Genomic DNA, 12851 nt, shown 5'->3' with positions numbered 1-12851 from the left:
ATTCATACAGTTAAATATTTCCATGGCAGCAGCTCAACCTTCCAGTTTGCGGCATCCAGAACGGATACACCCGGCGCTATGGCGAGCCACGCAGCTCTCCCGGGCGCAATGCAGCAGCATCTCCAGTGGTTTCGGGCAGCTGAACCAAGAACTGCCTGACCAAGGATGGCCACTGGGCACCCTTATCGAAATCCTGCCGGCCCAGCCCGGCATCGGAGAAATCTCATTATTAAGCCCTGCCCTGGCCCAGTTAGACAGCAAGCGCAGCATTGCCCTGATCAACCCGCCTCATCAGCCTTATTTCCATTGCTGGCGTAACTGGCAGCTGCAGCAACACCGTTTGCTCTGGATCCAGCCCAGAACCTGTCTCGACACACTCTGGGCCACCGAGCAAACTCTCAGGCATAACGCTTGCGCCGCCGTAATTTGCTGGGCTGGCCATGTGCGGTTTTCTGCCTTGCGGCGCTTGCACCTGGCTGCCCAACAAACCGGCACCCTGCTTTTCCTGCTACGGCCCCAAGAGGCAAGCCAGCAAGCCAGTGCGGCACCTCTACGCTTGCGGCTGCAGGCCAAACCTTACGGCCTTGAAGTCCTCATCATCAAACGCCGTGGACCCTGCTCCACCGAGCCGTTGCTCATTACCTTCTCTTTTGCACGCGCCATTCAAGGCATCACCTCTCATGTCGCTCTGGATCAGTCTGTATCTGCCCGCCCCCAAACCGAACACCGATACTCCGCAGCCATCAACTAAAGAGTCCATGGCGGCCCTGGTACAAACCAGGCGGCAAGCTGCGCAATGCCTGGCCCTCGGCATGCTGCAGTACACACCCAACGTGGCCTTGTACCAAGATAACGCCATAGTGCTCGACGTAGGCGCCAGCCTCAGCCTGTTCCGTGGGCCCCGCGCCATGCTCAGGCATTTGCATCAGACGCTACAGAACATGAAAATCCACGCCTGCAGCGGCATGGCCCCTACAGCGCTGGGCTCCTGGATTCTGGCCATCCAGGCCAGGCATGTATGGCGCCATTGCCTACGTCTGGAAACCTTGCAGCGTCGCCTGCAAACTTTGCCGGTGCAGGTATTGCCTGCTGCCCTGCCTTATGCCCAATGGCTCGATGGTCTGGCTTGCCACACACTGGCGCAACTGCGCCGCCTGCCACGTGCAGGCCTGCAACAACGCAGCAATCCTCAGCTGCTGCAAGAGCTGGATGCGGCTTACGGAGATGCTCTGCAGCACTTCAATTGGTTCCAGGCGCCCTGCACCTTTGCACAACGTCATGATCTGGATGAAAGACTGGAGCACAGTCATGCCCTGTTGGCTTACGCAGGGCGACTCATCGAGCAATTGTGCGGATGGCTGCAAGCACAGCAAAAAGCCGCCCGTATGCTGGAATTTCATTTCCATCACGAAAAAGGACGTCACGCACAAGCACCCACATCCCTGTTCCTGCACTTTTCAGATCCCGTCTGGATACCTGGCGATTTTTATAGCGTGCTCAAAGAGCAGCTTGATGCCCTGCACTTGCCTGCAGGTGTCATTGCCCTGGAACTGTTCGTAAACGAGGTCTCAGACCGTCCCGCCCTGAGTGCCAGCCTGTTTCCCGAGCCGGCGCAATGGCTGCGCCAGGAGCACCGCCTGCTGGATTTATTGAGGGCACGCCTGGGACCCGACGCCGTACTGCAGGCCCAGCCTGTTGCAGACTACCGCCCTGAATTTGCCAACCACTGGGCACCTGTTACCGACGCTCCTGCACAGTCTTCCTGCATACCGCCTCTTTTACCTGAACAAACACGACCTTTCTGGCTACTGCCTACAGCTGTGGCTTTGCAAACAGTCAATAATCGGCCGGTTTATCTGGGTAGCCCACTACGACTTGTCCAGGGGCCCGAAAGACTGGAAACAGGCTGGTGGGGCGATGCAGGGCACGAACGCCGCGATTACTTTATTGCGCAGCATCAGCATGGCAACTACTACTGGGTTTACCGGCAACGCGAAACACCAGCCCCCAGCTGGTTTCTGCATGGCCTGTTTGCCTAAACCTTGCAGCACCTCATGACCAGGTCTTGCATACTGATGACCACCTATGCTTATGCACGCGCTGACACCCCCTCCCTATGCCGAGTTGGATTGCATTTCAAATTTTTCTTTTCTTCAGGGTGCGTCACATCCCGAAGAGCTTATTGAACGCGCTGCTCATTTAGGCTACGAGGCGCTGGCCCTGAGCGACGAGTGCTCGTTGGCAGGTGTAGTGCGAGCCTGGACCGAAGCCAAAAAACATCGCGTGAAACTGATCATAGGCAGTCGCTTCGTGCTGGACGGCATGCACATCATTGTTCTGGCCCGTAATTTGAATGGCTATGGCAATCTCGCCGAACTCATCACCCTGGCCCGCCGATCCTGCGCTAAAGGTCAATATCAGTTAAGCCTGCAAAACATACTTGCCCCTGCTCCAGGCCATGAGCACCTGAAGCGCATGCCTGACTGTCTGTTTATTTTCAAGCCTGACTATGGCGCCGACCTTGCCCAGCTGAAAACCCAGATTCCATTGCTGCAACAAGCCTTTCCAGGACGCCTGTGGCTGGGCCTGAGCCTGCATCATCGCTATACCGATGCACAACACCTGATTACGCTTCAATCCGCAGCCGAACGCTTCGACCTGAAGCTGGTGGCTACAGGGCAAGTACAAATGCATGTGCGCTCCCGGCAACCCTTGCACGATACGATGGCCGCCATCCGCTTGAAACAGCCCGTACAGAATTGCGGCTATGCCTTGCAAGCCAACGCAGAGCACTATCTGCGCAGCCGCTTGCGCCTGGCCAATATCTATCCTGAACCGGCTCTACAGGAAACGCTGTTTCTTAGCCAGCTTTGCACTTTCGACCTAGGAGAAATCCGCTATCAGTATCCCAGGGAAATCGTCCCCACAGGCATGACGCCAGGCAGTTATCTGCGTCAGGAGACCTTTGCCGGCGCCCATAAACGCTATCCCAAAGGGCTGAGCGTACAACTCAAGAGTCAATTGGAAAACGAGCTGGCGGTTATCGCCGGACTGCAGTACGAGCCTTACTTCCTGACCGTATACGAAATTGTCCAATTCGCCCGATCACGCAACATTCTGTGCCAGGGCCGGGGCTCGGCTGCCAATTCTGCCGTGTGCTATTGCCTGGGCATCACCGAGGTCGATCCTGAAAACGGCAATGCGCTGTTTGCACGCTTCATCAGCCAGGCCCGCAAAGAGCCTCCCGATATTGATGTCGACTTCGAGCACCAGCGTCGCGAGGAAGTCATTCAACATGTATACGAAAAATATGGACGGCATCGCGCAGCGCTAACAGCTGTTGTCACGACTTACCGCAGCCGGAGCGTATTGCGCGATACGGGTAAAGCGCTGGGCCTGGACCCTGACCTGATCGACAAGGTAGCAAAATCCTTTCATTACTGGAGTGGCAAGCAAAGCCTGCTCGAAAAAATCGCTGAACATGGTCTGGATCCCCATGCCCGCATTACCCAAATGTGGGCAGGATTAGCTCAAACCATGATGGGGTTTCCGCGCCATCTGTCCCAGCACCCAGGCGGTTTCGTGATTGCCCACAGCGCGCTATACCGGCTGGTTCCCATCGAGAACGCCGCTATGCCCGACCGCAGCATTGTGCAATGGGATAAAGATGACCTGGACACCATGAGATTGCTCAAGGTGGATATTCTGGCTCTGGGCATGCTGTCGGCTTTACAGCGTTGCCTGAAACTGGTGTCACAGCGTCGCGGCAAGGCATTCACCATGCAAGACATCAGATCGGACGATGCCGAGACATATGCCATGATCCAGCGCGCCGATACCGTCGGCGTGTTCCAGATAGAATCGCGTGCGCAAATGAGCATGCTGCCACGTTTGAAGCCCCAGGTCTTCTACGACTTGGTCGTGCAGGTTGCCATTGTCCGCCCCGGTCCAATACAAGGCGGCATGGTGCACCCTTATCTCAGACGACGGCAAGGGCTGGAAAATTCCGACAGCCCTACTCCAGCCATCGCCAAAGTGCTGAAGCGGACTCTGGGCGTACCCATTTTTCAGGAACAAGCCATGCAAATTGCCATGGTTGCCGCCAACTTCAGCGCCGACGAGGCTGACGAACTGCGTCGCTCCATGGCTGCCTGGCGGCGCAAAGGCGGGGTTGATGCTTTTCGTGATCGCCTGATCAACGGCATGATCGCCAATGGATGTTCCGAGGTTTTTTCACACAGCATTTTCAAACAACTGGAAGGATTCGGAGAATACGGCTTTCCTGAGAGCCATGCCGCCAGTTTTGCCCAGCTGGCCTACCTCAGCGCCTGGCTCAAGTGTCACGAACCCGAAGCCTTTCTGGCCGCCTTGCTGAACTCGCAACCGATGGGCTTTTATTCATCCAGTCAGTTAGTGCAAGATGCCCGACGCCATCAAGTATGCGTGTTGCCTGTCGATATCATGGCCAGCAACTGGGAGGCCTGCCTTGAGCCACAGGGCAGCAACCAGCGCCCCGCTGTCAGACTCGGCTTGAACCAGGTCAAGAGTTTATCCAAGGCAGCAGCCTTACGCATAGAGCACGCACGTGCGCAGCAGATTTTTTCCAGCGTACAAGACCTGGCGGTACGTGCTGACTTGAATCGGTCTGCCATGGATGTGCTGGCAGCTGCCAACGCCCTGCAAGCTTTGAGCGGGCATCGGCGCCTGGCAAGCTGGCAGGCAGCCAGCCAGACTTTTCAAGGCCTGTTGCGCAATGCTCCCATCATCGAAACACTGCCGCCTGCATTATCTGCACCCACAGAGGGCCAGGACATCAAGTCGGATTACCTGTCGCTGGGCTTGACCCTGGGACGGCACCCTTTAGCCCTGTTACGTCCCGCCTTGCAGGCACGGCAATTCATTCAGGCAACAACACTGAATGCTTATCCTGATCGGCGCCTGGCCCGGGCTTGCGGCATTGTGACGGGGCGTCAACGCCCCCAAACCGCCAAGGGCATTATTTTTGTAACGCTGGAAGATGAAACCGGCAACGTCAATGTCATTGTGCGGGCCGAATTGGCTGAAAGACAGCGGGCCGAGCTGCTCGAGTCCGAGCTCATGGGTGTCTATGGTATCTGGCAAAGTCACCAGGGTGTTTGCCACCTGATGGCCAGCCGCCTGGTGAACCTAAGCCATTTATTGGGTGGTTTACCCACCCGCAGCCGAAACTTCCATTAAAATGAAACGCTTTACACGGGATATTTTCATGGGCAATTTGCTGAAACCCCAATTGGCCGAGGCCGTCAAAACTGCCATGCGCGCCAAAGACTCTGCCCGCCTGGGCACCTTGCGCTTCCTGCAGGCAGCAGTCAAGCAAAAAGAAGTCGACGAGCGACGCGAGCTGGACGACACCGAAATCACTGCCATCATTGAAAAACAGGTCAAGCAGCGCCGGGAGTCCATTGCGGCCTTTGAACAGGCGGGACGCATCGAAACCGCTGAACAGGAAAAAGCCGAAGTAACTGTATTGCAGGAATTCCTGCCCCAGGCGGCCGATCCCGCCGAAGTCGAAGCAGCCATAGGCGCGGCCATTGCACAGGTAAACGACCAGGGCGTGACAGGCGCACCAGCCATGGGCAAAGTCATGGCCATACTTAAAACCGCACTCGCCGGTCGAGCCGATATGTCGGCAGTGTCGGCTCAGGTCAAGGCCAGACTCATGTAATTTCGTTTCCATACCAATGGATATGGATATTACTTATAGGCCACACACACTGAGGTATCCATCAGCACAGACTGGCGCATGGCCTGCAAGGCATCCTCATCCCAGGGAGTCCGCCCCCATACCGTGTGAGTAACCTCGGTATGGCTGGCATCAATTGCCTTGATGTCGCTCCGGGCCACCACTGCGCCCAAGGGGCTGCGCACAGAGACCGTTCCGGTTTGCATGTCCGGATCTACCTGCGCATAGACGTCATACTGATTCTTGCCTGTCAGGCACTCGCTGGCCTGGTTTTGCGCCCGCAAATAAACAATCTGGTAATTACGCGGCACTTTATACGAAACGCTGGGCGAATCACCCCCGGGCTGAACACCCATTACACATCCCGACAACATGGCCAACACACTAATACCGGACAATAACGCTTTCACCCCACGTCTCCTGACGGCTTGCACGCATATTAAAACGAACCACGCAACAGCCAGGCTGCCGTAGCGCTTTTACACTAAGAAGTTAGCACGCCTGTCCACGTCGTGAAAGCTTTTTGTCACCGACAACGCAAGCCCAAAGGAGCCGCGAAGAGATTTCTGATGTTGTCAGACGCAGGTTTCAGCCGCCATATTGCTCAAGCAGGGGTAATCCGTGTAGCCTCGGCCACCTTCAGTATAAAAGGTGGACTCATCCCACTCATTCAGTGGGGCGCCTGTTTTCAAACGGGCAACAAGGTCCGGATTGGCAATATAGGCCTTGCCAAAGGCCACGGCGTCAGCTTTGCCAATATGCACGGCATGCTGCGCGCCGGCGGCATCGTACTCCTGATTGAAAATCACCGGCCCCCTGAACAGGCGCTTGATCTCAGCGCCCAGGCTGTCTGGTCCTTGTGATTCTCGTATAAACAGAAAAGCAAGGCCCCGCTCACCTAGTACACGGGCAACATGGCTGAACAAGACTCCGGGATTCGAGTCGCTGACGGAGTGTGATTCGCCTTGAGGTGAAAGATGCACCCCTACTCTACCCGCCCCCCAAATACCGATGCAGGCATCAACCACCTCCAGCAGCAGGCGTGTACGATTCTCAATCGAGCCACCATAAGCGTCACAGCGCTTATTGGCACTATCCCGTAAAAACTGGTCTATCAGATAACCATTGGCCGCATGCACCTCGACCCCATCGAAACCGGCCTCCCTGGCTTTGCGTGCACCTGCGGCAAAGTCGGCCACAATGCCGGGGATCTCTTCGATATGCAGAGCGCGAGGCACGACATGGGGACGCTCAGGCCGCAACAGTCGCACCGGCCCTTCGCACGCGATGGCGCTGGGAGCAACAGGAATTTCACCATTCAGAAATTCTGGGTCAGACACGCGGCCCACATGCCACAATTGCATGAATATCTTGCCGCCGCGATCGTGGACCGCCTGGGTAATTTTCTTCCAGCCTTCAACCTGGGCGGAACTCCAGATTCCGGGGGTATTGGCATACCCCACCCCCTGTGGCGAAACAGAGGTAGCTTCCGACAAAATCAGGCCGGCCGTTGCACGCTGGCAATAATATGTACGCATCAAATCGTTGGGAATCCGCCCTTCGGATGCGCGGTTACGCGTCAGCGGAGACATTACAATGCGATTGGCCAGTGTCACAGAGCCTAGCTGAACAGAGTCAAACAAACCTACCATGTTGTATGCTGCCTTAAACTTATGTCCATAAGGGTTTGTACCAGAATTTCGGCTATCCTAGCAATCGACTATCGTATGACCACCTTATTCTTCTGATGTAAAACAAGGACACCGCATGGGACAATTTGCCGTCATTGGCCTGGGCCGCTTTGGCTCCGCCGCCTCCCTGGAGCTCATGAAAATGGGGCATTCGGTACTGGGCGTCGATACCAACGGCAAGGTCGTCGACAAGTTGGCCGACCAGATTACACACGCTGTTATTGCAGATGTAACCGATCGCGAAGCACTGGAAGAGCTGGGGCTCGACAACTACGACGTGGTTTTGGTCGCCATTGGAGAAGATGTACAAGCCAGCCTGCTTTGCGTAGTGCATCTGAAGTCCCTGGCCATATCCACCATCTGGGTCAAGGCCACGTCGCATGCGCAGCACTTGATTCTAAGCAAACTGGGCGTGGCCCGCATTATCCACCCCGAAGAAGAAATGGGCATACGCGTAGCTCAGGCGCTGAGCTACCCCATGGTCAACGACTACATTTCACTAGGTAATGGCGAATTCGTCGTGGAAATTGGCGTGAGCGAACGTCTGGAGGGCATCTTGCTCAGCGAAGTGCTGCAGGACATCCCCGACACCATACACGTACTGTTGATCAAACGCCGGTCCGACATCACAGTGCATCCTCCTGGCGAATTCATCCTGCAAGCCAAAGACGTACTGGTGCTGCTGGGTCAGCTCACCACCCTGAAAGCCATCGCTCCCAAACTCGTCTGAGCCATGCGCAACTGGCTTCCCCTACACGGCTACCAATCGTACCAACGCATCCAGCGCACAGGCCTGTTTCGCGCCAGCCCACCCGTTATACTGGCAGCCGGGTTTCTGGGCTTGATATTAATGGGTACTCTGCTTCTATCGCTACCCATGGCCAGCCGGAACGGCATCAGCGCCACCAACGCCTTCTTCATGGCGACCTCAGCCGTTACTGTCACCGGCCTGACAAGTGTGGAGCCAGCGATCGCCTTTACCCATTTCGGTCAAATCGTACTGATGACCCTGGTGCAGCTGGGTGGCCTGGGATTCGTGACCTTTGCAGTCGTTTCCGCGATTATGCTCGGCAAGAAAATGAGCCTGACCCACCAGGCGTTGGCTCTGGAAGCCCTGAACCAGACCAGTGTGTCGAAAATACAGAAAACCGCGTTTTCGGTTTTCAAGCTGTCCATTACCATCGAGTTGATTATGGCGACCATATTGACCTTATGGTGGTGGCGCGACTATCCGTTGATAACCGCCATTTACCGCGCCATCTTCCATGCCATCACCTCTTTCAACAATGCCGGCTTTTCATTGTTTCCGAATAGCCTGAACCAGTTTCTCGGCGACCCTGTTACTGTGCTCGTTATCACCGCATCCATCATACTGGGCGGTATCGGTTTTTCCGTACTGGGAGATATTAGCCAGAAAAAGCGCTGGTCCAGCTTGCTCACCTATACCAAAGTCATCATTATGGGCACGCTTGCGTTGAATCTGACAGGCTTTGTCGTGATATGGGCGCTGGAGTTCAATAACCCTCACACCTTGGCCAATCTACCCTGGCATAGCCAGGCCCTGGCTGCGTGGATGCAAAGTGTTACCTCACGCACGGCCGGTTTTGTCACCCTGGACATTACCCAGCTGCACGACAGCTCCACTCTCATCATCATGCTGCTGATGTTCATCGGTGGTGGTTCACTCAGTACCGCCAGTGGCATCAAGATAGGCACCTTCATCATCTTGCTGGCTGCCGTGTATTCCTACATACGCCATCGCAAGGAAGTCGTGCTGTTCAAACGCTCCGTATCGTCCGACACGATCCAGAAGTCGCTGGCCCTCCTGCTGGCCAATAGCGCTCTGATCTTTCTCGGGGTGCTGATACTGACCACGCTGGAAGAGCTACCCTTCATCAGTATCCTGTTCGAGGTGGTGTCGGCCGTCAGTACTACAGGCATGAGCCGTGATCTGACGCCGCAGCTGTCAACAGCCAGCCAGCTCGTACTGACCCTGCTGATGTTTGCCGGACGGCTGGGCCCCCTAACACTGATATACAGCCTGGCCACCCAGCAGCGCAGCCGGGTACGCTACCCGGAAACCGAATTTCAGGTGGGATAAAACAAACTCTCTGTACTATGTGTCCGCATTCCACAGGCCAGCAGTTTATCGCCCGCCAGTCAAGGCCTGCCCTGTGTGTTACCGGACTCCTGACTTAGATGCTTGATGAATAGCCTGGCAGCAGCCGGTAGCGACTCGAACGAGCGCACGCCAATCAATAACTTCCGGCGCGCCCAAGGCTCCTTGATGGGAACAGCACGCAAACCAAACATTTTGGAATAACGTTTGGCTATGGCCAGCGGTAGAACACCAATTCCCAGCTCTGAACTCACCATGAAACACAGCGTGTCGAATCCAGTTACCTGAACCTTTATTTTAAGTGTGCGCTTCAGATCGTCAGCCGCATTGGACACTATGCGGTTGATGGCGCTGCCCTTGTGCAGGCCGATAAAATCGTAATCCAGTGCTTCTGCAAAGCTAAAACTGGCGTTGCTTGCAAGAGGATGGCTTGCTGGCAGAATCAGAGCCAAAGCATCCTCTCTGTACGGAAAAACGTCGATACCCCCTTCCGGAGAGGTATCCGAGAAAATCCCGACATCCGCGACATTTTCTGAAATCGACTTGATAATGGCCGGTGTGACCTGCTCTTGCAGATCCACGTGTATGTTTGGGTATGCACTTAAAAACGATTTGATGTCCTGTGGCAGAAACTGGGTAATAGCCGAGATATTCGCGCAGACCCTGATGAAACCTCGCGCCCCATCCGAATATTCTTTCATATGAGTAGAGATATCATCCAATTCGCGCAAGGCGCGTTTAGCCATGGTTGACAAGGCTATGCCCGCCGGCGTGGGCCTTATGCCTTTATTGGTCCTGATGAGCAAATTGGTTTTCAGATGCGCTTCCAGCTCGCTAATTCTTTTGCTGATGGCCGCCGCCGCAATGTGTTCATGCTCGGCGGCCCGCGCAATAGTGCCTTGCTCGACCACGCTGATGAACAGCTTCAAAGAGATGGGGTCCAGATGCATGGTGGCCAACGATAAAGGAAGGAGCCGCGCAGAACGCCGCATTGGTGTTTTATAGTGTATTGACAGTATAGCGCTGCGGCACCTTGCCATCGCATTTAGCGATGACGGCATCACTAAGCAATTCTTTAATTATGAAAATTTGCTTGCTAGACTGGCCGGGCAACAATTCAAAAGCGATTCACGAGGAAATTATGAAAAAGCCATTGGCAGGAATCCGGATTCTAGAGCTGGGGCAGCTGATTGCCGGGCCTTTTGCGGCCAAGATGCTAGGAGAGTTCGGTGCCGAGGTCATCAAGGTAGAACCGCCTGTCAAAGGCGATCCCTTGCGCAAGTGGCGGCTGCTCCATGACGGCACCTCAGTGTGGTGGCAGGTGCAATCGCGTAACAAGAAATCAATAACTCTGGACCTGCGGCAGCCAGAAGCACAAGAGGTTGTGCGCACGCTGGCCAAGGAAGTCGATGTGGTCATCGAGAACTTCAAACCTGGCTGCCTGGAGGGATGGGGACTGGGATGGGAACAATTAAAGGTCATCAACCCCAGGCTGATCATGCTCAGAGTGTCCGGCTATGGCCAGACCGGCCCATATCGGGATTTGCCTGGCTTTGGGGTCATAGGCGAAGCCATGGGTGGTTTGCGCCATTTAAGCGGCGAACCGGGCCGTACTCCGGTGCGGGTCGGAGTTTCAATAGGCGATTCTCTATCGGCCCTACACGGGGTAATAGGTGTACTGCTGGCCTTGCGCGCGCGCGATCAGGAAAACGGCCAGGGCCAAATGATAGACGTAGCCTTGTACGAATCAGTCTTCAACATGATGGAGAGCCTGCTGCCAGAATATGCCGTTTTCAATGAAGTGCGAGAGGCTGCAGGAAGCAGCCTGCCCGGTATCGCTCCCAGCAATGCCTACCGTTGCCACGATGGTAAATTTGTACTGATTGCAGGCAATGGCGACAGTATCTTTAAAAGACTGATGGCGGTCATAGGACGGGACGATTTGGGCCAGGCCCCGGCCCTGGAAAGCAACGACGGACGGGTCAAGCACGTCAATACAATAGACCAGGCAATCTCGCAATGGACCGGCCAGCACAGTCTTGATGAAGTACTGGCTGCGCTGAATGCGAGCCAGATTCCTGCTGGGAAAATCTACGATATCGCCGATATCGTGGCCGACCCACATTATCAGGCCAGAGACATGATCCTGGATTCAGCCCTGCCCGATGGCACAGCCATCAAACTGCCGGGTATTGTCCCCAAGCTTAGCGAAACTCCGGGCGACGTCCGTAGCGCCGCACCCGAGCTCGGCCAGCATACGGACCAAGTGCTGTCAGGGCTGGGCATAGACCAAAGCACACGCGATGCATGGCGCAAGCGCGGGATTATTTAACGCTGCAGCACACTCAAGGATCAGCATAATGAACAGCGGAAAGAAGCTATACATTCAAGAGGTTGCGCCCCGGGACGGCTTCCAGAACGAAAAGCGCTTTATTGACACCCACGACAAGATCGAATTCATAAACCAGCTTTCGACCAGCGGCTACGCCAAGATCGAAGCCACCTCGTTCACTTCGCCCAAGGCTATTCCGGCCCTGAAGGATGCGGACATGGTCATGCATGAAATCGAACGCAATCCCCAGGTCATTTATACCGTGTTGGTACCCAATGTACGTGGCGCCGAACGGGCACTGGCTTGCAATGTAGACGAAGTCAATCTGGTGATGTCAGTAAGCGAGACCCATAACCGCGCCAATCTGCGCATGACTCGCGAGCAGTCATTTGCCCAGCTTTCTGATGTGGTTGGCGCAATGCGCGGCAGCAATGTCGCCATTAATGTTTCGCTCTCAACCGTATTCGGCTGTCCCATGGAGGGCGATATAGCCACCGACGAGGTGTTTGGGCTCATGAACCGGTTTGCACAATTGGGCATCGACGGTATCACCCTATGCGACACCACCGGCATGGCTTATCCGTCTCAGGTCAGCGACATCGCGGCAAAAGCTCGAAGTCAGTTTGAACAACTCGAGCTCACCATGCATTTTCATAACACCCGCGGCATGGCGCTGGCCAACACACTTGCGGCTATCGAGGCGGGTTGCGACCGCTTTGACGCATCCCTGGGAGGTCTGGGTGGTTGCCCCTACGCACCTGGCGCAAGCGGCAATGTATGCACCGAAGACCTGGTACATATGCTGGAGCTGATGGGCTACCACACAGGCGTGGATCTGGATCGGATATTGGCAATTTCCAGCGCCCTGCCTGAGCTGGTCGGGCACGATATCCCGAGTCAAATCCTGAAAGCTGGGCCACGAATGACCTTGCACCCTGCACCCGAGCAAGCCTACTGACAGCGCCTCGGTATTCGACGGCCACAGTG

Annotated in this window: 11 protein-coding genes; 8 read left to right on the top strand and 3 right to left on the bottom strand. The window is 55.5% G+C overall.

What is annotated here, in order from left to right:
* Positions 1-22 precede the first annotated feature (22 nt).
* Genes imuA through ERD84_RS10080 form a run of 4 tightly spaced genes read left to right on the top strand, consistent with a single transcriptional unit; the run spans position 23 to position 5704 of the window.
* On the top strand, positions 23-751 hold the full coding sequence (imuA, locus tag ERD84_RS10095; RefSeq protein ID WP_130039482.1) for a translesion DNA synthesis-associated protein ImuA: 729 nt from the start codon (positions 23-25) through the stop codon (positions 749-751).
* The gene (locus ERD84_RS10090) at positions 681-2039 is read left to right on the top strand and encodes a Y-family DNA polymerase (protein ID WP_130039481.1); all 1359 of its coding nucleotides are present in this window, start codon (positions 681-683) and stop codon (positions 2037-2039) included. Before imuA ends, ERD84_RS10090 begins: the two co-directional genes overlap by 71 nt.
* A 52-nt stretch (positions 2040-2091) precedes the next feature.
* A complete protein-coding gene (locus ERD84_RS10085) occupies positions 2092-5217 on the top strand; it encodes an error-prone DNA polymerase (RefSeq protein ID WP_130040027.1) in 3126 nt (1041 codons plus the stop codon).
* Between the two features lie 28 nt (positions 5218-5245).
* Positions 5246-5704: a GatB/YqeY domain-containing protein gene (locus ERD84_RS10080; RefSeq protein ID WP_130040026.1), complete on the top strand. Its 459-nt coding sequence runs from the start codon at positions 5246-5248 to the stop codon at positions 5702-5704.
* A gap of 29 nt (positions 5705-5733) precedes the next feature.
* On the opposite strand, the gene ERD84_RS10075 is transcribed toward ERD84_RS10080, so the two are convergent.
* Both ERD84_RS10075 and ERD84_RS10070 read right to left on the bottom strand, forming a co-directional pair.
* Positions 5734-6132 carry a BPTD_2524 family lipoprotein gene (locus ERD84_RS10075; protein WP_130039480.1) on the bottom strand — a complete coding sequence of 133 codons (399 nt, stop codon included), beginning with the start codon at positions 6130-6132 and terminating at the stop codon, positions 5734-5736.
* 165 nt (positions 6133-6297) lie between these two features.
* Entirely contained in the window at positions 6298-7374 is a 1077-nt protein-coding gene (locus tag ERD84_RS10070) for an alkene reductase (protein WP_130039479.1), read from the bottom strand.
* Positions 7375-7489: 115 nt separating this feature from the next.
* Between ERD84_RS10070 and ERD84_RS10065 the strand changes: the two genes are divergently transcribed.
* Positions 7490-8143, top strand: a complete 654-nt coding sequence (locus ERD84_RS10065; protein ID WP_130039478.1) for a potassium channel family protein — start codon at positions 7490-7492, stop codon at positions 8141-8143.
* 3 nt (positions 8144-8146) lie between these two features.
* Complete coding sequence (locus ERD84_RS10060; RefSeq protein ID WP_130039477.1) at positions 8147-9514, top strand: TrkH family potassium uptake protein; 1368 nt, start codon at positions 8147-8149, stop codon at positions 9512-9514.
* 59 nt (positions 9515-9573) lie between these two features.
* Here ERD84_RS10060 and ERD84_RS10055 read toward each other — a convergent pair whose 3' ends face one another.
* A complete protein-coding gene (locus tag ERD84_RS10055; protein WP_130039476.1) occupies positions 9574-10482 on the bottom strand; it encodes a LysR substrate-binding domain-containing protein in 909 nt (302 codons plus the stop codon).
* Positions 10483-10673: 191 nt separating this feature from the next.
* Here ERD84_RS10055 and ERD84_RS10050 point away from each other — a divergent pair, with 191 nt between their 5' ends.
* Both ERD84_RS10050 and ERD84_RS10045 read left to right on the top strand, forming a co-directional pair.
* A complete protein-coding gene (locus ERD84_RS10050; protein WP_130039475.1) occupies positions 10674-11864 on the top strand; it encodes a CaiB/BaiF CoA transferase family protein in 1191 nt (396 codons plus the stop codon).
* A 28-nt stretch (positions 11865-11892) separates the two neighbouring features.
* Complete coding sequence (locus tag ERD84_RS10045) at positions 11893-12822, top strand: hydroxymethylglutaryl-CoA lyase (protein WP_130039474.1); 930 nt, start codon at positions 11893-11895, stop codon at positions 12820-12822.
* The last annotated feature ends 29 nt before the right edge of the window (positions 12823-12851 follow it).

It is taken from the genome of Pollutimonas harenae, from assembly GCF_004153685.1.
GTDB lineage: Bacteria > Pseudomonadota > Gammaproteobacteria > Burkholderiales > Burkholderiaceae_B > Pusillimonas_C > Pusillimonas_C harenae.
This window is presented reverse-complemented; position numbering and strand designations above follow the sequence as displayed.

What these genes read in the sequence shown, in the direction of transcription:
- ERD84_RS10085 (WP_130040027.1), top strand. Translation starts at nt 2,092, where the DNA reads ATGCACGCGCTGACACCCCCTCCCTATGCCGAGTTGGATTGCATTTCA.
- ERD84_RS10055 (WP_130039476.1), bottom strand. Translation starts at nt 10,482, where the DNA reads ATGCATCTGGACCCCATCTCTTTGAAGCTGTTCATCAGCGTGGTCGAG.
- ERD84_RS10070 (WP_130039479.1), bottom strand. Translation starts at nt 7,374, where the DNA reads ATGGTAGGTTTGTTTGACTCTGTTCAGCTAGGCTCTGTGACACTGGCC.
- ERD84_RS10090 (WP_130039481.1), top strand. Translation starts at nt 681, where the DNA reads ATGTCGCTCTGGATCAGTCTGTATCTGCCCGCCCCCAAACCGAACACC.
- ERD84_RS10080 (WP_130040026.1), top strand. Translation starts at nt 5,246, where the DNA reads ATGGGCAATTTGCTGAAACCCCAATTGGCCGAGGCCGTCAAAACTGCC.
- imuA (WP_130039482.1), top strand. Translation starts at nt 23, where the DNA reads ATGGCAGCAGCTCAACCTTCCAGTTTGCGGCATCCAGAACGGATACAC.
- ERD84_RS10065 (WP_130039478.1), top strand. Translation starts at nt 7,490, where the DNA reads ATGGGACAATTTGCCGTCATTGGCCTGGGCCGCTTTGGCTCCGCCGCC.
- ERD84_RS10045 (WP_130039474.1), top strand. Translation starts at nt 11,893, where the DNA reads ATGAACAGCGGAAAGAAGCTATACATTCAAGAGGTTGCGCCCCGGGAC.
- ERD84_RS10050 (WP_130039475.1), top strand. Translation starts at nt 10,674, where the DNA reads ATGAAAAAGCCATTGGCAGGAATCCGGATTCTAGAGCTGGGGCAGCTG.
- ERD84_RS10060 (WP_130039477.1), top strand. Translation starts at nt 8,147, where the DNA reads ATGCGCAACTGGCTTCCCCTACACGGCTACCAATCGTACCAACGCATC.